Source organism: Streptomyces sp. CNX435, assembly GCF_059570575.1.
Genome location: NZ_JCANTA010000012.1, coordinates 77,739 through 94,568, shown reverse-complemented (window position 1 = coordinate 94,568; position 16,830 = coordinate 77,739). Strand labels below are relative to the sequence as shown.

The 16,830-nt window shown below is 72.7% G+C and carries 19 protein-coding genes and 2 pseudogenes; 11 read left to right on the top strand and 10 right to left on the bottom strand.

Annotated elements, in window-relative coordinates:
* The first annotated feature begins 63 nt into the window (after positions 1–63).
* Positions 64–825, top strand: a complete 762-nt coding sequence (locus T328_RS20700) for an N-acetyltransferase (protein ID WP_496497596.1) — start codon at positions 64–66, stop codon at positions 823–825.
* Between the two features lie 86 nt (positions 826–911).
* On the opposite strand, the gene T328_RS20695 is transcribed toward T328_RS20700, so the two are convergent.
* Complete coding sequence (locus tag T328_RS20695; RefSeq protein ID WP_496497595.1) at positions 912–1,400, bottom strand: DinB family protein; 489 nt, start codon at positions 1,398–1,400, stop codon at positions 912–914.
* A gap of 140 nt (positions 1,401–1,540) precedes the next feature.
* Here T328_RS20695 and T328_RS20690 point away from each other — a divergent pair, with 140 nt between their 5' ends.
* From T328_RS20690 to T328_RS20680, 3 genes are all read left to right on the top strand, one after another.
* Positions 1,541–2,734, top strand: a complete 1,194-nt coding sequence (locus T328_RS20690) for an epoxide hydrolase family protein (protein WP_496497594.1) — start codon at positions 1,541–1,543, stop codon at positions 2,732–2,734.
* Between the two features lie 115 nt (positions 2,735–2,849).
* Complete coding sequence (locus T328_RS20685; RefSeq protein ID WP_496497593.1) at positions 2,850–3,479, top strand: HAD family hydrolase; 630 nt, start codon at positions 2,850–2,852, stop codon at positions 3,477–3,479.
* 136 nt (positions 3,480–3,615) lie between these two features.
* Complete coding sequence (locus T328_RS20680) at positions 3,616–4,182, top strand: hypothetical protein (RefSeq protein ID WP_496497592.1); 567 nt, start codon at positions 3,616–3,618, stop codon at positions 4,180–4,182.
* Between the two features lie 7 nt (positions 4,183–4,189).
* Here T328_RS20680 and T328_RS20675 read toward each other — a convergent pair whose 3' ends face one another.
* The 9 genes from T328_RS20675 to T328_RS20635 form a co-directional block, all read right to left on the bottom strand.
* Positions 4,190–4,693 (bottom strand): ATP-binding protein, encoded by a 504-nt coding sequence (locus tag T328_RS20675; RefSeq protein ID WP_496497591.1) that lies wholly within the window; start codon positions 4,691–4,693, stop codon positions 4,190–4,192.
* A gap of 351 nt (positions 4,694–5,044) precedes the next feature.
* Positions 5,045–5,689: an ATP-binding cassette domain-containing protein gene (locus T328_RS20670; RefSeq protein WP_496497699.1), complete on the bottom strand. Its 645-nt coding sequence runs from the start codon at positions 5,687–5,689 to the stop codon at positions 5,045–5,047.
* Positions 5,641–6,930, bottom strand: a complete 1,290-nt coding sequence (locus T328_RS20665) for a hypothetical protein (protein WP_496497590.1) — start codon at positions 6,928–6,930, stop codon at positions 5,641–5,643. The genes T328_RS20670 and T328_RS20665 overlap by 49 nt, the downstream gene beginning before the upstream one ends.
* A 183-nt stretch (positions 6,931–7,113) precedes the next feature.
* The gene (locus T328_RS20660; RefSeq protein WP_496497698.1) at positions 7,114–7,521 is read right to left on the bottom strand and encodes a lasso peptide biosynthesis B2 protein; all 408 of its coding nucleotides are present in this window, start codon (positions 7,519–7,521) and stop codon (positions 7,114–7,116) included.
* 5 nt (positions 7,522–7,526) lie between these two features.
* Positions 7,527–7,814 (bottom strand): PqqD family protein, encoded by a 288-nt coding sequence (locus tag T328_RS20655; RefSeq protein WP_496497589.1) that lies wholly within the window; start codon positions 7,812–7,814, stop codon positions 7,527–7,529.
* Entirely contained in the window at positions 7,808–9,535 is a 1,728-nt protein-coding gene (locus T328_RS20650) for an asparagine synthase-related protein (protein ID WP_496497588.1), read from the bottom strand. The genes T328_RS20655 and T328_RS20650 overlap by 7 nt, the downstream gene beginning before the upstream one ends.
* Positions 9,536–9,642: 107 nt before the next feature.
* The gene (locus T328_RS20645) at positions 9,643–9,813 is read right to left on the bottom strand and encodes a hypothetical protein (RefSeq protein ID WP_496497587.1); all 171 of its coding nucleotides are present in this window, start codon (positions 9,811–9,813) and stop codon (positions 9,643–9,645) included.
* A gap of 139 nt (positions 9,814–9,952) precedes the next feature.
* On the bottom strand, positions 9,953–11,146 hold the full coding sequence (locus tag T328_RS20640; RefSeq protein WP_496497586.1) for a M20 family metallopeptidase: 1,194 nt from the start codon (positions 11,144–11,146) through the stop codon (positions 9,953–9,955).
* Between the two features lie 16 nt (positions 11,147–11,162).
* Entirely contained in the window at positions 11,163–11,933 is a 771-nt protein-coding gene (locus tag T328_RS20635; RefSeq protein WP_496497585.1) for an XRE family transcriptional regulator, read from the bottom strand.
* 442 nt (positions 11,934–12,375) lie between these two features.
* On the opposite strand from T328_RS20635, the gene T328_RS20630 reads away from it, so the two are divergent.
* The 7 genes and pseudogenes from T328_RS20630 to T328_RS20600 all read left to right on the top strand — a co-directional run bounded on the left by T328_RS20630 (position 12,376) and on the right by T328_RS20600 (position 16,813).
* Positions 12,376–13,221, top strand: coding sequence for a helix-turn-helix domain-containing protein (locus T328_RS20630; protein WP_496497584.1), 846 nt, complete (start codon positions 12,376–12,378; stop codon positions 13,219–13,221).
* On the top strand, positions 13,218–13,463 hold the full coding sequence (locus T328_RS20625; RefSeq protein WP_496497583.1) for a DUF397 domain-containing protein: 246 nt from the start codon (positions 13,218–13,220) through the stop codon (positions 13,461–13,463). The genes T328_RS20630 and T328_RS20625 overlap by 4 nt, the downstream gene beginning before the upstream one ends.
* Before the next feature lie 99 nt (positions 13,464–13,562).
* Positions 13,563–14,561 (top strand): ArsR/SmtB family transcription factor, encoded by a 999-nt coding sequence (locus T328_RS20620; RefSeq protein ID WP_496497582.1) that lies wholly within the window; start codon positions 13,563–13,565, stop codon positions 14,559–14,561.
* 244 nt (positions 14,562–14,805) lie between these two features.
* Positions 14,806–15,531: pseudogene (locus T328_RS20615) on the top strand (beta-L-arabinofuranosidase domain-containing protein); the annotation flags it as partial.
* Positions 15,423–15,674 (top strand): annotated as a pseudogene (locus T328_RS20610) (hypothetical protein); the annotation flags it as partial. The pseudogenes T328_RS20615 and T328_RS20610, both read left to right, overlap by 109 nt.
* A gap of 96 nt (positions 15,675–15,770) precedes the next feature.
* Positions 15,771–15,986 (top strand): hypothetical protein, encoded by a 216-nt coding sequence (locus T328_RS20605; protein WP_496497706.1) that lies wholly within the window; start codon positions 15,771–15,773, stop codon positions 15,984–15,986.
* A gap of 98 nt (positions 15,987–16,084) precedes the next feature.
* Complete coding sequence (locus T328_RS20600) at positions 16,085–16,813, top strand: hypothetical protein (RefSeq protein ID WP_496497581.1); 729 nt, start codon at positions 16,085–16,087, stop codon at positions 16,811–16,813.
* Positions 16,814–16,830 lie beyond the last annotated feature (17 nt).

Below are 16,830 nucleotides of genomic sequence, written 5' to 3'. Positions count from 1 at the left end.
CGCCTCGCTGGACCCGCCTCGCTGGACCCGCCCCGCTGGACCCGCCTCGCTGCACTCCGCCGCATGGAGCCGATCCGCGTCACCAGCCTCGCCGAACGTCCGGAACTCCGCGCCCGGCTGTGGGACATGGCGGACTCCTGGCCGGTGTTCATGACCCAGGACCACGTCGCGACCGCCCTGCACGAGCGCATCGCCGAGGTCTTCCCGGAGCACGTGCACGTCGGCACCGACGACTCCGGCGCGGTGGTCGCCCGCGCGTTCGCCGTGCCGTTCGCGCTGCGCGGCGCGGGGCGCGACGGCACGCTGCCGGGCCGCGGCTGGGACGAGGTCCTCGTCTGGGCGTTCAACGACCAGCGGTACGGCGTCGAGCCCGACACCGTCAGCGCCATAGAGATCGCCGTCGACGCGGGGCAGCAGGGTCGCGGACTGTCCGCCGTCATGCTCGGCGCGATGCGCTCCGCCGCCGTGGACGGCGGCTTCACCGAGGTCGTCGCCCCCGTACGCCCCAGCGCCAAGCACCGCGAGCCGCACACCCCGATGCCCGAGTACGCCACCCGCACCCGCGAGGACGGCCTCCCGCACGACCCCTGGCTCCGCGTCCACGTCCGCGCCGGCGGCACCGTGGCCACCCCCGACCCGGTGGCCCCGGCGTCGATGGTCATCGGCGGCACGCTGCCGCAGTGGCGGGACTGGACCGGTCTCCCCTTCGACCAGGAGGGCTGGACGACGGTCCCGGGCGCCCTGGCCCCGGTCCGCTGCGAGCCGGACCACAACTGGGCGGTCTACGTGGAGCCGAACGTCTGGGTCCGCCACCGCCTGAGCTGACGAGGGAACAGGCTGACGGAAACAGACTTGCCCCCCGGGCAGCGCCGCCGCCCGGGGCCCCGGCTCGTGTCGGCTCGTGTCGCCGGTCAGCGGCCCGTCGTGCCGTCCATCTGTTCGCGGAGGATGTCCGCGTGGCCCGCGTGGCGGCCCGTTTCCTCGATCATGTGCGTCAGCGCCCAGCGGACGCTCGGCGCCTTGCCGCCCCGACGCGGTACCTGCGCGCCCAGGTCCTCGCACCCGTCGAGGACCCGGTTCGCGCGGTCGACCGCCTCGCGGTAGCGGGCGACGACCTCCGCCACGGAGTCCTGCGCCGGGGCCTGGAAGGTCGCCTGCCAGTCGGTCACCTTCTCCCCGAGGAACATCGCGCGCTCGACGTGCGTGAGGTGGTGGAGCAGGCCCAGCAGGTTCGTACCCGACGCCACTCCGGCCGTCCGCACCTGCGGTTCCGGGGCGTCCTCGACCTTCGCGGCGACCGACGCCCGGAGGTAGTCGAGGAACCCGCGGAGCGTCGCGGCCTCGGTGCCTCCGGTGCGGGGCGGCGGGGTGTCCCTGCGGCGGGATGCGGCGGTGGCCATGGTGGGGTCCTGCCTTTCACTGGCGTAGAGATCCAGTCTCGGCACACACCACCCGATCCCGCGAGAAAGCTTGCCGTTCCGGCAACAGCGCCCCGTGCCCGTACGGGATCCGCCGCGGGCGCGGCGCTAGGGTGCGTCCCATGCCGGCTGCTCCGTCCCGCCCCGAGCCGTTCACCCCGCACACCGAGGCCGCAGCGCTGGCGGACCTCCGCGCGAGGCTGCGCGCGACCCGCTGGCCGGACGCGCCCGAAGACGCCGGGTGGTCGCTCGGCACCGACCTCGGCTATCTCCGCGAACTCGCCGGATACTGGGCGGACGGGTTCGACTGGCCGGCGCAGGAGACGGCGCTCGCCCGGCACCCCCGCTTCCGGGTCCGGCTCGGCGGCCTCGGGATCCACTTCGTACACGCCCGCGCCGCCACGCGCACCGGGCCCGTCCTGCCGCTGGTCCTCAGCCACGGCTGGCCGGACTCGTTCTGGCGCTACGCGAAGGTCATCCCACTCCTGACCGATCCCGGGGCACACGGCGCCGACCCCGCCGACGCGTTCGACGTGGTGGTGCCCGACATGCCCGGCTACGGCTACTCCGACCGCCCCGGCGGCCCGCCCCTCGACTCCATCGCCGTCGCCGGCCTGTGGGCCGATCTCATGGGCGTCCTCGGCTACCCGCGGTTCGGGGCGGCCGGCGGGGACATCGGCAGCCACGTGAGCCGCTACCTCGCGCTCGACCACCCGGACCGGGTCGTGGCCGTACACCGTACGGACGCGGGCGTGCCCGTCCTGCCCGGCGACCCCGCAGACCTCGCCCCCGAAGAGCGCGCCTGGTTCGAGGACGTCGCCGCCTGGGGCGCGAGCGAAGGCGCCTACGCCGCCATGCACCGTACGAAGCCCCAGACCGCCGCCTTCGGGCTCACCGACTCGCCGGCCGGGCTCGCCGCGTGGATCGTCGAGAAGCTCCGGGCCTGGAGCGACTGCGGCGGCGACGTCGAGCGTTCGTACACCAAGGACGAGATCCTCACCAACATCACGCTCTACTGGCTGACGAACACCATCGGCTCGTCGATGCGCATGTACCGCGCGAACGGTGCGATTCCGCCCGCGCAGCTCGCCCGCCGGGTCGAAGTGCCGTCCGGCTTCTCGCTCTTCCCCGGCGACATCGCCCGCCCGCCGCGGGCCTGGCTGGAGCGCACCGCGAACGTCGTGCGCGTGACCGAGCCGGCCCGCGGCGGGCACTTCGCGCCGTTCGAGGAGCCGGAACTCTACGCGGAGGAGCTACGCGCCTTCTTCCGGCCCTACCGGGCGACGGCGACTTCGCCGAACCGGCCGACGCCGTGAGCCACCACTGCTAGCTTCTGGCCACGCCGGCCCGCCCCCTCGGCGCGAGAGGAAACCCGTGTCCCCGCCACCCCCACCCCCATCCCCGGTCCCAGCCCCGGTCCCGGCCGCCGCCGTGCTATTCGACCTCGGCAACGTGCTCTTCTGCGACCCCTGGGAGTCCCTGCTGCTCACCCCGGGCACCGGGCTGGCGGACCGCCGCGGTCTCGACCGGGAGTACGTACGGGCCGCGGGAACGGAGCTGTGGGCCCGGTACAGCCTCTCCGCGACCGACGAGGAGAGCTACTGGGCCGAGCTGTCCGCCGCCCTGCGGACGCCGCTGACCGGCGAGTTCGTCCGGTCGCTCGAAGAGGAACTGCTCCTGCCGCACCCGGAGGCCGACCGCATACTGACCGCCGCCGCGGCGTCCGGCCGGCGGATCGGCATCGTCTCGAACAACACCACCTTCTGGTACGCCAAGCAGTCCGCGGCGCTCGACCTGCCCCGCTTCGTGGACCCCGGGCTGGTCTTCCTCTCCTGCACCGCAGGGGTGAGCAAGGGAACGCGCCCCGGGCTGCTGGAGACCGCCGCCGCCGCCACCGATCCGGGCCGTACGCTCGTCGTCGAGGACCGGCCGGCGCACCTCCGCCGAGCCGCCGGACTCGGCTTCGAGACGCTGGAGTTCTCCCTGGCGGCGTCGGTAGACGACCCTTCGAGTCAGTTGCTGGAGAAGCTGTCACATGCCCCAGGCCGCCCCCACCGGTGACCATGTTCCGCCGCCCGTTCCGGGCCCCCGCGACGAGTCCGCAAGTCCCGCAAGTCCTGCTAGTCCCGCGAGTCCCGCAAGTCCCGCGAGTCCCGCCGAGCGCGGCACGGGCGCCGACCCCGCCAACCCCGCCGCGATGAACGCGCTGCTCGCCGAGTACAACTCGCTGCGCCAGGAGAGCCTGCAGGCGATCACCAACCGCATCCAGATCATGAACTTCGCGTTCACCTCGCTGGCGGTCGTCCTCGCGGCCCTGCTGACCTCCTCCGTGTCACCGGCCGTGCTCATCCCGGTCAGCCTCGTCTTCGTACCGGCGGCGGCGAAGGCGAGCCTGCTGATCTGGCTGGGCGAGTACCACCGCTCGCAGCGCGCCGGACGGGGAGTGGCGCAGATTGAGAGACGGATCAACGCGCTGCTGGGCGCCGCCGACCACGTGGGGTGGGAGTCCCGGCTCATCTCCTCCAACACGCACATGGGCTACCCGTACGTCGCGACCTCGCTGTTCATGCTGAGCACGGGCGTCCTCGGCGAGGTGCTGGGCGGGTACTACCTCGTCGACTGGGTGGGGGAGAAGGGCCCGAATCTCGCGATGGCCGGTGCGGTGACGGCCGTCGCCGTCTACGCGGTGGTGGCGGAGGTGCTGTTCGTACGGTTCTTCCTGCGCCGCTGGCGGGCCATCCGCTCGGCCTCCCACAGCGGTTGAGCCGACGTCACTCCGGTCGTACGGACCAGGCGCGCCGACCCGCCGCCGCCGACGCGTCCCCGCCCAGGTCCAGCTCGGCGCGGACCGTCTTGCCGACCGGCACGCGGTCCAGCACCGCCCACCGGTCGGCCAACTCGTCGACGAGAAGCAGCCCGCGCCCGGACTCCCCCTCCGGCGCGGACCGCCCGCCCACCTGCTCCGGCCCGGGCGGGCGCCGCTTGCCCCGCGCGTCGGAGACCTCGATCCGCACGGCGCCGCAGAGCAGGGAGAGCCGCAGCTCGAAGTCCCGCCCGGGTACGCGCCCGTGGGTCACGGCGTTCGCGGCCAGCTCGGCGACGATGGCTGCGGCGTCGCAGACGGTGGCGGTGTGCGGGACGCCCCAGGAGTGGAGCTGGACGATCGTGAGGTGCCGGGCCAGCCGGGCGCCCAGCGGGGTGGAGCTGAAACGCTGGGAGAACACACGTACGGTGACGGGCTGGGGTAGTGGCCGTGGCGTGGAGGGTGCGGTCATGCCCTGAATCTGGCCCGAGGTGTGGGTGGTTGACCAGGTCAGACGCGCGTACGTGTCTAATGGTACGTGGCGGCGGGGTGGACGGTATCGGTCACTACCCGTAACCGCACGGGAGGGTGGTGAACGCACATCCTTGCTTGCCGACCAGGACCGATCATTGACTCCGACCGCGCACGGACTGCGCTATCCCGCCGGCATCTGCTCTGACCTCGCCCACCACCACGGAGGACAGATGTGAGAAGGCCGTTGAGAACATCGAGAACACGCTGCAGTCACACGAACGGGCACGCCTGACGCGACCTCGCCCGGCCGCTCGCGGCCGTCGGTCACGGTCATGCCCCAGGTCAGGGGCTACCGGTCTTCCTGGAGCTTGAGCAGCTCGAAGAAGATCGAGGTTGCACCTTGGTTGACGAGTTCGTCGAAGGTGCCGGTCTCGGCGATGCGCCCTTGGTCGAGGACGATGATGCGGTCGGCGAGGCGGGTGTTGGCCAGCCGATGGGTGACGAACACGGTCGCGCGGCCCGTTGCCAGCGCCCTGAGCCGGGTGTAGATCCGGTGCTCGGCGCGGGCGTCGAGCGCGGCCGTCGGCTCGTCCATGACGAGGACGTGGGCGTCGCGATGGAAGGCGCGGGCGACCGCGACGCGCTGCCACTGCCCGCCGGACAGGTCGTGTCCTCCCCACCAGGAACGGGCCAGCGAGGTGTCCAGTCCGTGGGGCAGCGCAGCGATGACGCTGTCGGCGCCGGCCGCCTCGGCGGCGGCGTGCACGTCGGCGTCGCCGTCGGGGCGGGGCTGGCCGAGGGTGATGTTCTCGCGGGCGGCCAGCGGCCACCGGGTGTAGTCCTGCGGCACCAGCGCGACCTTGGACAGCACCCCGGCCGGGTCGGCGTCCGCCAGGTCCACCCCGTCCCACCGCACCGAACCGCTGGCGGCCAGGAAGAGCCCGGTCAGGACGCGGGCGAGGGTGCTCTTGCCGGCGCCGTTCTCGCCGACCAGGGCGATGACCTCGCCGCGCTTGAGGTCCAGGTTGATGCCGTCGAGCGCGGGGCTGTCGGCGCCGGGGTAGGTGAAGGAAACGTCCGGGCGGTGATCACCTGCGGCCCGTCCTCGGCGACCGGGACCGAGCCGCGGCGGGTCGTCCACAGCTCGGCCACGGCCAGGAACCGGGCCCAGTCGTCCAGGGACAGCGAGGTGCGGAACAGCCGGGCCCCGGCACGAACCGTCGTCGCAAGAGCCGCCATAGAGGTCCGTACCGCTAAGGCTGCGGTCCCCGCGACCGCAAGCTCCATCCGGCCGCTCGACACCAGGAGCACGAGCACGGCCCAGGTCGCGGCGGTGCCCACCGCGGTGAGCGCGTCACCGATCCCCTGCGCCACCAGAGCCTGCCGGGTGGCCTTGAGCTGCTCGGCCTCCAGGCGGCCGGAGACGAGGCGGTACTGCCGGATGAGGAAGTCGGTCATGGTGCCCGCGCGGACCTCGTCGGCGGTGTTCCGCTCAGTCGTGTACGACCGGAACACGCTGCGGAGCCGGGAGTCGGCCAGGTTGCGGTGGTGGGCGGCGTGCTCGATCCGTGCACCCCGTACGGCGCCCCAGGCGCAGGGGATGACCGAGGCGAGCAGCAGAGGCAGCATCACAGGGTGCAGGACGGTGATGACCGTTGCCGCGGCGGCCATCTGGGCTGCTGCGGAGGTGAGGAGCTGGGCGTGGCGGATGAGGTCGCCGGTTTTCTCCGCGCCGTCGGAGGCGGCAGCATAGGCGTCGGCGAAGTCCGGGTCCTCGTACGCGACCAGCTCGGCGGCGGTGGCGGCGGTGATGACCTCCAGGTCGGCTTCGCGTACGGCCTTCGGCGCAAGCTGGGCGGCTGACGCGCGGGCGCAGGCGTCCAGCAGGTAGCGGCCACTGGCGGCGAGGGCGAGCACCACCACAGCGGTCAGGTTCTCGCGAAGGCCGGCGGCGACGTCGTCTCCGGTGAAGACGGCGGCCAGCACGCGGGTGGTGGCCGCGAGCGCGATCGCGGTGAGGGCGGCGGCGCCGATCTGGCAGGCGAGCAGGGCCAGGACGGCACGGCGGTCGGTGCGCCAGCCCAGCCGTGCGGCCTGACCGAGCGTGCGGGGCAGGCGGCGCGCTATTGCGGCGGTGGACAGGTTGACGCTCGCATCGAAGTGCCGGTCGGAGGCCAGACGCATGACCGGCGGCTGGCCCGCGGCGGCGGGCGGGGAGGACGCGGAAGAACTCACGAAGCCCATCAGGGCGCCGAACCAGGCAGTCGGGCAACGGGATTGTTCCGTCCGCCCGGTATCGCTCCTGGTCGCCCCGATCGAAGGTCAACAGCACTGCCGGCATTTCACCCGTTCGAGCGAGCCGTGGTCCAGGGCGGGGAGGCTCGGGCCAGGCCCCGGGCCATGGCGGCCCGGGGCCCTCTACGGCACGGACAGGACCGGCATCCACGGCCGGTCGACGGCGTCGCCCATGTCCCGGCCGACCGCCCCGTCGGGTGCCTCGGCCCAGGCGTGCGCGGCGTCGGGCAGGAAACGGGCGCCGAGCACCCACCGGGCCTGGCGGCCGGTCAGGGCGGTGGCGATGACAGTGGCGAGGCTGATCTCCATGCACGCGATCCGGCCCGGCCACCACGACGGGATCACTGCCTGTACCGCCGTGTGGAGGGCTTCGAGGCGGGTGAGCCGTGCGTGGGGTAGGCCGTGCAACAGGCGGACGGCCGCGATCTGCCCACGCAACGGCAGCCGGCTCAGTGCCAGAGAGAGCGCGAGGCCGACGGCGGCCACCAGACGGTCGCGCCACGGCGCGGTGGGCCGGGCGGCCGGGACCATGACCGTCACCGCCACCACCTCCGCCGCCTGGGGCGGTCGGTCTCGACGAGCACGCCGATGTCCACCAGTTCGTCGACGAACGCGGCGACCTGGCCGCCGACGGCCAGGGGGTCCTGGCCGGTGGGCACGGCGATCTCGTCTGCGAGCCCGGCGGTGCCGCCGCGGACGGTGACGGCGTGCCAGATCTTTGAGGCGTCCGGATCGAGCATCAGCCACCGGCCGCGCCGGACGTCGAGTACCGCTGTGCCGTACGGGCCGGTGGCGTGGTGGACGTGAGCGGCGGGGGTCAGCATGCCGCCTCCGGCTCGGTCGTCTGGCCACTCAGCCACCAGCAGGTCACGGCCAGCTGGTGTAGGTCGGCGATCAGCGTGGCGCTCTGGCCGCGGGCCGCCTGCGCGAGGGCGGAGCGGACGGCCGTGGGGTCGATGAGCCCGTCATGCACGAGCGGACTTGATGCGATCAGCTCGTTGAGCCGGACTTGGTGGCGGGCGAGTCCGGCGATGCGCTGGGCGGTGAACGAGCCCTTCGAGCGGCGGGAGGTCAGCCAGTCGGGCAGTTGCGGGAGCGCGGCGCGCAGCAGCGGCTTGTAGGCCACCAGCCCGCGCCGGGCGAGGGCCGGGACGGCGAATGCGGCGCGGACGACCTGGTTGTCGAGGTACGGGTACACCGGCGTCACGCCAAGTGCGTCAGCGCACGGGGCCCAGCCTCTCGCCGAGGTGCCCACCGACCGCAAGGCCGCCCACTGGTCGAACTCGTCCGCGTGCCCGGGCTGCTGGTCACAGGCCGCCTGCCGCAGGAGTGCGGCGACCTGGTGACGGCCGTGCCCGGTCAGCCATGACGCACCCGCCCCAAGACGGCACCACGACCAGCCGCTCACTGCGGCATCCGGTGTGACGGGGGCGCGCTCCAGGGCTTGGGCGGCGCGTTCGAGGGAGCCGGCCCGGCCAAGGGCGGCGGCTGCTTTGAGGGCCTTCCAGTACGGGCCCGGCGCGGTGTTGCGCAGCCGGGTGAAGGCCACGACCTGGCGGTGGGCCTCGCGCCGCCGGCCGTCTTGGAGGAGGCGGACCCAGCAGGAGCTGGAGGCGTCCAGCACGATGTCCCCGCCGTGCCCGGTCAGATGCAGCGCCAGCCCGGCCACCGGATCCAGGTAGCAGGCGTCCATCGCGTACATCGCCGCATCCAGCACCGGCTCCGTCCCGGTCGGCTGCCCAGCCGGGAAGCCGAACGGCAGCTGCTCGGCGCTGCCTGCAGCAACCGTGTGCGTGATGCCGGTGTGCTCGGCGACGCGGGCGGCGTAGGCCACGTCCTCGCCGCTGGTGTAGCCGTCGGTGTAGGTCACCGCGTGCACACGCCCCGCGCCGGCGGCCAGGACGACGGCCGCCGAGGAGTCCAGGCCGCCGGACAGGTCCGCCCCCACAAACCCGCCCGCCGCCTCGACGCGGTGCTGGACGGCACCGGCGAGCGCCTGCCCGAACCGCACGGCGCCCTCGCGCAGCTCGGCCACCGGCTCGACGCCGCCGACGTCGATGAGTTGCGGCGGTGCCGCGGGTGCGAGCAGCAGCCCGAATCCGCCGGGTACGAGGCGGACCTCCTCGTATGCGGTGCGGTGGGGCCAGTGGTGCTCGCCGACCGTGAGCCGGGCCGCGAGCAGCGGCAGGTCCGGGGCAAGCGGGCGCCCGAGGAGGCGGGTCTGGGTCGCCCACGCCGTGCCCTCGCCGCGCAGCGTGTAGTACACGGCCCGGATACCGGCCAGGTCCCCGCACACGAACCGGTGCCGCCCGTTGTCCGCGACCACCCAGTATGAGCCCGGCCACCGGGTCAGCTCGGTCCACCGGCCCGCTCGTACGGCCGGCAGGGCGGCGTGCATCTGCTGCTCGGTGACCTGGGCGTCGCCCGCCACCGCGAGGCCGACCGGCCCCCGGTACACCGTCCGCACCCGCGCACCCGGGGCCCGCCGGACCCCGTCGAGTCCTTCGAGTTCTGTTCCGTTCCCGGCGGTGACGCTGCCGGTCATCCACTCCTGTTGCATCTGTCCGTTCGCCTCCCGTGATCGGACCTGTGACGTGCCCGTGGGCCGACCTTTCGGCCTGCCCCCGGGTTGCTCGGTCAGTCCCTTCGCGGTCAGCCCTCGAAGTAGTTGTCCTTGTCCGAGTCGTTGAACGTCTGACGGCCCAGGGTGAGGGTCGCCACCGGGTGGGTGCTGACCTGCGGCGCGAAGCCGCCGGTGCTCGGCGCCGCGGCGGGCTTGTCCGCGACGGCGGGCTGGGTGGTGACGGTGGTCTGCTCGGCCATGACCGGCCTCCCTTGTCATCGGTGGATGTGAGGTGGTGCTGCCTCTATGTCACCGCGATCCAAGAGCTGTTCCCAGAGACGGAGTTGGGGTCTTGCTGGGAGTGGATCTGGGAGGAAGTTGGGACGTGCCTGGGACGCGTCAGCCCGCCTGGAGAAGGTTGAGCACAGCCCGCTGGTAAACGGCATACACCGTGGGGAGTTCCGCGAGGTGGGCGCGTTCGTCGATACCGTGCAGCCCTTCGTACGGCACCCCGAATCCGGCGGTTGCCCGGATTCCCTCTCCTGCGAGCAGGTTGCCGATGTTCGACGGCCCTGCGGTCTTCGCCCGCGCTGTCAGCCCGGCCTCGGCGGCGGCGTTCAGCAGGGCGGCGGCCGGCTGCTCGTCCTCGGCCAGGCGGAAGGGCGGCCACGTCGCGACGGGGGTGACCTCGGTGGGCGCCGGGGTTGGCAGTTCCGCGTCGAGTTCGGCGACGGCTTTGCGGACGAGCGTCTCGGCGTCGTGGGCGTCGAAGGTCGGGGTGGTGCGCACGTCGACCTTGAGGTCAACCCGATCGGGGGTGGTCGAGAAGCCCTGGCCGCCGTGGAAGGAGGTCACCGACAGCTTCGGCGGCAGCGGGAACGCCGAGGCACCGTCGATGCCGGGCAGGTCGGCGGCGTCCAGCAGCCGTACGAGGTGGGCGGCGCGGGAGATGGCGCCGACCACGGTCTTGCTGGACCCGGAGTGTCCGGAGGGGGCGTGCACGGCGAGACAGGCCCGCCACAGGCCCCGGCCGCCGATCACGACGTTGTCCAGTCCCGGGTAGCCGATCATCACCCCGGCCGGGCGGGCTGTGGCCTCATCGGCGAGGTAGGCGCGGGCGCCGCCGAAGCCGCCGGTGTGCTCGTCGACGTCCAGCAGCACGGCGAGCCCGCCGCGCAGATCCGCGGCACGGGGCAGCAGGTCGGCGGCGATGTGGCAGAACATCGCGGCGGCGAGCTTGGAGTCGGCCGCCCCGCGGCCGAGCAGCCAGCCGTCCACGATGTCGCCGCAGGCCGGCGGGAAGGACCAGGCACTCTCGTCGCCGTGCGGGGCGGTGTCCACGCAAGCGTCCAGCGCCCACCAGGGCCCCGGGTGCCCGCCGGGGATCTCAACGAGCAGTCCCACCAGGGCGTCCTCGTCGTCGGTCAGGCGTCGGTGCGGCAGATCACGGGCGGCGAGCCAGTCCTCCAGCACGGTAAGGACGGGCCCATAGTCGTCGATCCCGCCCCGGCTCGGGCGCCGGATCAGCTCGCTCGCCAGCTCGACCACGGACACCGTGCGGGCCTCATCCGCCTGCTGGAGGTTCTCGCTCACGCCTCTCCCCACCACGTCAGTTGTGCCGTACCGGCAGCGCACGGACGGCTTCGACCGTCTCCACCGGCCGCGCGGACGCGCATGCCTCCCGCCCATGGTGGACCAGACCCACCGCCGCCTCGCGGCCGAGTAAGACGCCGCAGTCGAACCCCTCGGCCCCGTGGAACGACGGCAGCGGCACCACCGCGGCGGTCTCCGAGGCGACGAAGAAGCGTTCCAGCGCCTCCGCCGGCTCCACCATCCCGATGCGCAGCGTCTTGACGCCGTTGCGGCGCGCGGACGGGTCGCGCAGCTCCAGCAGCCGCGCCAGGTGGCCGGCGAGCGCCCGATGCCGAGGAGGGCCGTACAGCACCCGGTGGTGGACTAGGTCCGGGTGCTGGGCAACTGCTGTCTCAATCGCCGCCAGATACGCCTTCTCCCGCGACCGGGAACCGGTGACAACCAGGTGCTCGCGCGCCCCGGCGGCGACATCGACCATCGCCTCGACCAAGTCGGTCCAGCGGGTGAGCACCTTGACCACCACGGCCGTGCCGGAGGACTCCAGCACGCTCGTGGCTGCGGCTCCGTCCTGATGGGCGAACAGTATTTCCGGGCGCTCACGGTAGAGCCGGCACAGCCCGGCCCGGTTCCGCTTGCCGGTTCGGCGGCGGCCGGACTCCCACGCGCTCATCAGGCTCGCGTCCGCTGCGCCTCCGGTGATGGCATTCAGGGCGTCGGCGGCCTCCTCCAGCGTCATGTTCCGCGCCACCCGGGCCCGCTTGAGCGCCGAATCCGCAACCCCGGCCACGGACACCGCCCCCTCCCCATCCGCTGGCGTATACCGGCAGTCTTCCCCGCCGGCGGGGGTCCAGCGAGGCAAAGGTCTGGCCGCTTACAGCCCGGGCCCCCGGGTCGTCGGGGGCCACGGTGCGCAAGGAGGCGGTGGCCCTGCTCGTCGAGCTGGGCGAGTTCGCGCTCGTAGTCGACGGTGATCGAGCCGTAGTAGTTGACCGCCGAGCTGCGGGCCGGGGAGATGTGCGTCAGGACCTCAGCGTCCTCCTCGCGCCCGGCCTCGCGCAGCTGGCCGACGGCCAGCCCCATGTACTCGGCGAGTACTACCGAGGCCCCTGGGCTGAGCGCGTACGTGTCCAACTGTACGCAGTGACGGGATGGACAGTATCCGTCACTGTGTGTAACCATTTCTGTGCAGGGAGTTCAAGGCGGGCCAGGTGAGTGGGAGGTGGCCGCTGATGGCCGGGGATGTGAGCGGAGCGGGTGGTTCCGGGAGTGAGCCGGAGCCGTCGGACAGCATGCGGACGTTCGGGGCGATGGTCCAAGCGCTGCGTGAGCATGCGGGGTTGAGTCGGGAGCAGCTCGGGGAGCATGTGCGGTTCTCGAAGCACACGGTGGCGGCGGTCGAGGTCGGCCGCCGGTTGCCGCCACCGGACTTCGTGGAGCGCGCGGAGCCGGTGCTCGGGGATACGGGTGCGCTGCGGAAGTCGGTGCCGCACGTGGTGCGGAAGCCGGGGCTGGCGCGGTGGTTCCGGGAGTGGGCCCGGTTGGTGAGGGAGGCGATCAGTCTCTATACGTACGAGTGTCGGCTGGTCCCGGGACTGTTGCAGACGGAGGCGTACGGGCGGACGTTGTTCGGCAGCCGCCTCCCCCCATTGGGGGACGAGGAGATCGAGGCTCGCTGGGCAGCCCGGGCAGAGCGGCAGGTGCTACTGCAGGAGCGTCCGAACACCGCGTTCAGCTTCATCCTGGAGGAACACCTGTTTCTGAGGCGTCTCGGTGGCATGGCGGTCACGCGGGAGCAGGTCGACCGTGTGCTGGAGGTGGCCGGGCTGCGGAACGTCGAACTGCAGGTCATGCCCCTGGTGCGGGAGAAGCACGTCGGGCTGGCCGGGCCGATGGAGTTGCTGGAGACCTCGGAGAACCAGTGGTATGCCTATAACGAGGGCCAAGAGAGCGGGCAGTTGATCTCTGACCCGAAAGTGGTCAGCGTGCTCCAACGGCGGTATGCCAGGATGTGCGCGCAGGCTCTCACCCCCGAGGATTCCGTGAGCCTGCTGCAGCGGATTAGAGGAGCGCTATGAGCACTTCCAACCTGGCCTGGTACAAGTCCAGCTACAGCAGCAGCGATTCAGGCGACTGCGTCGAGATCGCCGTCTCCTGGCGCAAGTCCAGCCACAGCAGCGGCTCCGGCGACAACTGCGTCGAGGTCGCCGCCTGCCCCTCCGTCGTCCACGTCCGTGACTCCAAGGACAAGACCGGCCCTCAGCTCGCCTTCACCCCCGACGCCTGGGCCGACTTCGTCGCCTTCGCCCGGGGGCTCTGACCCCCGACCGCATGACCCCCGTGGCGTACGGGGCGGTGTGAACGGGAAGTTGCCCTGCAACTGAGACCGTGCACCACTCGTCTCATTCACGGGGGAATCATGCTGCACATCGAGTTCACGTCTGCCGACCTCAACCGGCTGCGGGCAGCCGGGGACGTCAGTCCCATGTGGGAAGTCGTCCTCAGCCTCCAGGCGTTGCAGACCCACCACGCGGCGCTCGCCCTCGACCCCTGGCGGCGGCGGGTGTGGGGCGATCTGGGGGCCGTCGGGCTCGGGGAGACCGTGGAGTCGTTGCAACGGCTCTGCCCTGAGGCCGCGTACTTTCCGGACTTTCTCACGCCCAGCGCCGGCGGTGGGCGGACCCTGGACGTCGAGCTGGACCAGGTGCTGCGCACCCCCAAGACCCGGCTGCGCAAGGAGATCGGGCGGCTCTGCGCCAACGGCCAACCGCCCCGCGGCGCACGGCGGTTGGCCGACGGGGACTCCGCCGCCCTGCGGCGGCTCGGGGACGCGGTGCAGCGGTACTACGACGTCGCCGTGGCGCCGTACCGGGAGGCGATCCGGTCGGCTGCCGCCGCTGATCGGCCCGTACGCGCCGAGGCCGCGTTGCGGGAGGGGGCGGAGGGGCTGCTGGCCAGTTACGCGCCGGAGGTGACCTGGCGCGGGGACCGGCTGGAGTGTGCGTACCCGGTGGACAGGGGGTTCGCGCTCGACGGGCGGCCGCTCACGCTGATCCCCTCGTTCTTCTGCACCCGCAGGCCCGTCGCCCTCGCCGATCCCGATCTGCCGCCCGTGCTCGTCCATCCGCTCACCCCCGCGCCCGGCTGGCTGCCCGCCCCCGCCCCCGGCGCCGAACCCGCCCATGCCGCCGACTCCCTCGTACGACTCATCGGCCTCACCCGCGCCCGCGTGCTGGAACTGCTCGACCGGCCGATGTCCACCGGGCGCATCGCGGACGCCCTGTACGTCGCACCCGCCAGCGCCAGCCGGCACGCGGCCGTCCTGCGCGAGGCCGGGCTCGTACGCTCCGAGCGACGCGGGCAGTGCGTGATGCACCGGCGTACGGACCTGGGGGAGGCCCTGCTCAACGGCGGGTGAGGCTGCGGCCACCCGGCTCACGGCTTCCGACCTCGGCTCCCGACCTCGGCCGCCGACCCCCGGGACCTCGCCCCCGGTCCCGGCTCCCGATTCCCCGCCCTCGCCCCCGCCCCGCCCTCGCCGCGGGCGGATTCGCGGGGCTTTCCGGGTTGACGCATTCCGCATCGAGAGTAGTTTCGATTGGTGCCAAATCCCGTACGCCGTCCGATACTTCGAACGCCCCCCTCGAAGGTGACCACCCCCCATGACCCAGCACCCCAGTAGACAGCGCTTACTGGCGAAAGTCACCGGCAGCGCAGCCACCGCTGCGCTCGGCGCTTCCGGAGCCGCGGCAGCGCAGACCGGCGCCGGCGCCGGCGCCGGCACCAGCACCGCCAGTCCGCGCCGGGCGGTGCCGGCGGCGGTCCGCGCCGTCTCCCTGCTCGGCGGCCCCTTCCGGGCCAACCAGTCGCGCAGCACCGCCTACCTGCGCTTCGTCGACATCACCCGCCTGCCGCACACCTTCCGCCGGAACGTCGGCCTGCCCAGCAACGCCCAGCCCCGCCGCGGCTGGGAGTCGCCGACCACCGAGCTGCGCGGTCACAGCACCGGCCATCTGCTGTCCGGTCTCGCCCTCACCTACGCCGACACCGGCGACGACGCCGTGCGCGCCAAGCGCGGCGAACTCGTCGCCGCGCCCGCCGAGCGCCAGGCCGCCTCGCCCGCCGCCCGCTACGGACAGGGGTACCTGTCCGCGTACCCGGAGAGCTTCTTCGACCGGCTGGAGGCGGGGAGCGGCGTCTGGGCGCCGTACGGGCTGGTCGACCAGCGCCGGCTCGCGGGCAGTCAGCAGGCACTCGACGTCGTCCTCGCCCAGGCCGAGTGGCTCGACCGGCGCACGGCGGCGCTCAGCCCCGCACACCTGCGGCGGGTGCCGCAGACCGAGTACGGCGGGATGAACGACGTACTCGCCGACCTGTTCGCCGTCACCGCCGACGCCCGCCGGCTCGACGTCGCCGAGCGCTTCACTCACGACGTCGACGTCGACTTCGCGTCCGCATCCCGGCCTGGACCGAGGGCGCCGTCGTCACCGTCAACGGCGAAGAGCCGCCGTATCGTCCGGCGCCCGGCGGCTGGGCGACCGTGGAGCGGGAGTGGCAGGCCGGCGACACCGTCGAGGTCTCGCTGCCGATGCGCATCGCGCTGGAGCCCACCCCCGACGCCCCGGCCGTGCCGGCCGTGCTCCACGGCCCGGTAGTGCGCGCCGGGCAGTACGGCGACCGCAGCGGCTTCCCCATGTCGCAGGTGGCGGCCGGGTGGGTCGAGCGGCAGGCGGCAGACACCGTGACCTTCGCCGCCCGCGCGGACGGCGAGGACGTCACGCTGCGGCCCGTCGACCGTACGCACCACACCCACTTCAACGTCCACTGGCGTACCGGGGGATAAGCGTCGGGATTCGGAATCCCGAACGTAGTTCTCCATATCGGAGAAGAATCCGGCAGATCTGTCATGTGCACGACTCTCAACGAGCAAAGGAGAAACAGGTGAAACGACGTGCGGTGGTAGCCGCGGCGGCGGGAGGCGTGGCGACGCTTGGTTCGTGGGCTCTGGCCGGGCCCGCGGGAGCGGCCGGGACGGCCGAGGCCGCGGCGAGGCCGAGGGCGGGGAAGCGGGCCGCCGAACCGCCTGCCGGGACGGTGCGGGTGTTCTGGCTCCGGCCCACGGACGTGCCGTTCGACCAGCGGTATCCCGACGGCATCGCCGGCGTGCTGCGGGAGTCGCAGCGCTACTACGGACAGGAACTCGGCGTGACGTTCACGCTGAACGACCCGGTGGTGGAGGTGGTCGACGGTGATCACGACCAGGCGTGGTACGAGAACACGCCGCACGACGCCGAAGAGTACTGGTGGGTCGTGTTCAACATGCAGCAGGAGCTGATGGCCAGGTTCGGCCTCAGGTCGCCGGACGAACGCTGGCTGTGCGTCGGCGAGATCAGCGCCGAGAAGGACGGCGTCTCCGGTGGCGGCGGCGGTTCCGGCTGGGTCATCCTCAGCGGCCACGACGCCGACGGCGCGGCCGGGACCAACGGCCCCATGAACCGGTGGTACGGCGGCATGGTGCACGAACTGGGCCACGCCTTCGGGCTGCCCGACTCCACGTACACCGACGGCACGCCGATGTCGGCGTCGTTCTACGACTACCCGAACTGCCACTTCAACCAGCAGCAGAAGGACGGGATCCGGAACGGCCGGTACGGCAGCTTCCTGTCCTGAGCCGCCCCCGGGTGGCT

Coding starts and splice junctions, on each gene's coding strand:
- T328_RS20700 (WP_496497596.1), top strand. CDS start 64: ATGGAGCCGATCCGCGTCACCAGCCTCGCCGAACGTCCGGAACTCCGC.
- T328_RS20695 (WP_496497595.1), bottom strand. CDS start 1,400: ATGGCCACCGCCGCATCCCGCCGCAGGGACACCCCGCCGCCCCGCACC.
- T328_RS20690 (WP_496497594.1), top strand. CDS start 1,541: ATGCCGGCTGCTCCGTCCCGCCCCGAGCCGTTCACCCCGCACACCGAG.
- T328_RS20680 (WP_496497592.1), top strand. CDS start 3,616: ATGAACGCGCTGCTCGCCGAGTACAACTCGCTGCGCCAGGAGAGCCTG.
- T328_RS20675 (WP_496497591.1), bottom strand. CDS start 4,693: ATGACCGCACCCTCCACGCCACGGCCACTACCCCAGCCCGTCACCGTA.
- T328_RS20660 (WP_496497698.1), bottom strand. CDS start 7,521: ATGGTCCCGGCCGCCCGGCCCACCGCGCCGTGGCGCGACCGTCTGGTG.
- T328_RS20655 (WP_496497589.1), bottom strand. CDS start 7,814: ATGCTGACCCCCGCCGCTCACGTCCACCACGCCACCGGCCCGTACGGC.
- T328_RS20650 (WP_496497588.1), bottom strand. CDS start 9,535: ATGACCGGCAGCGTCACCGCCGGGAACGGAACAGAACTCGAAGGACTC.
- T328_RS20645 (WP_496497587.1), bottom strand. CDS start 9,813: ATGGCCGAGCAGACCACCGTCACCACCCAGCCCGCCGTCGCGGACAAG.
- T328_RS20630 (WP_496497584.1), top strand. CDS start 12,376: ATGGCCGGGGATGTGAGCGGAGCGGGTGGTTCCGGGAGTGAGCCGGAG.
- T328_RS20625 (WP_496497583.1), top strand. CDS start 13,218: ATGAGCACTTCCAACCTGGCCTGGTACAAGTCCAGCTACAGCAGCAGC.
- T328_RS20620 (WP_496497582.1), top strand. CDS start 13,563: ATGCTGCACATCGAGTTCACGTCTGCCGACCTCAACCGGCTGCGGGCA.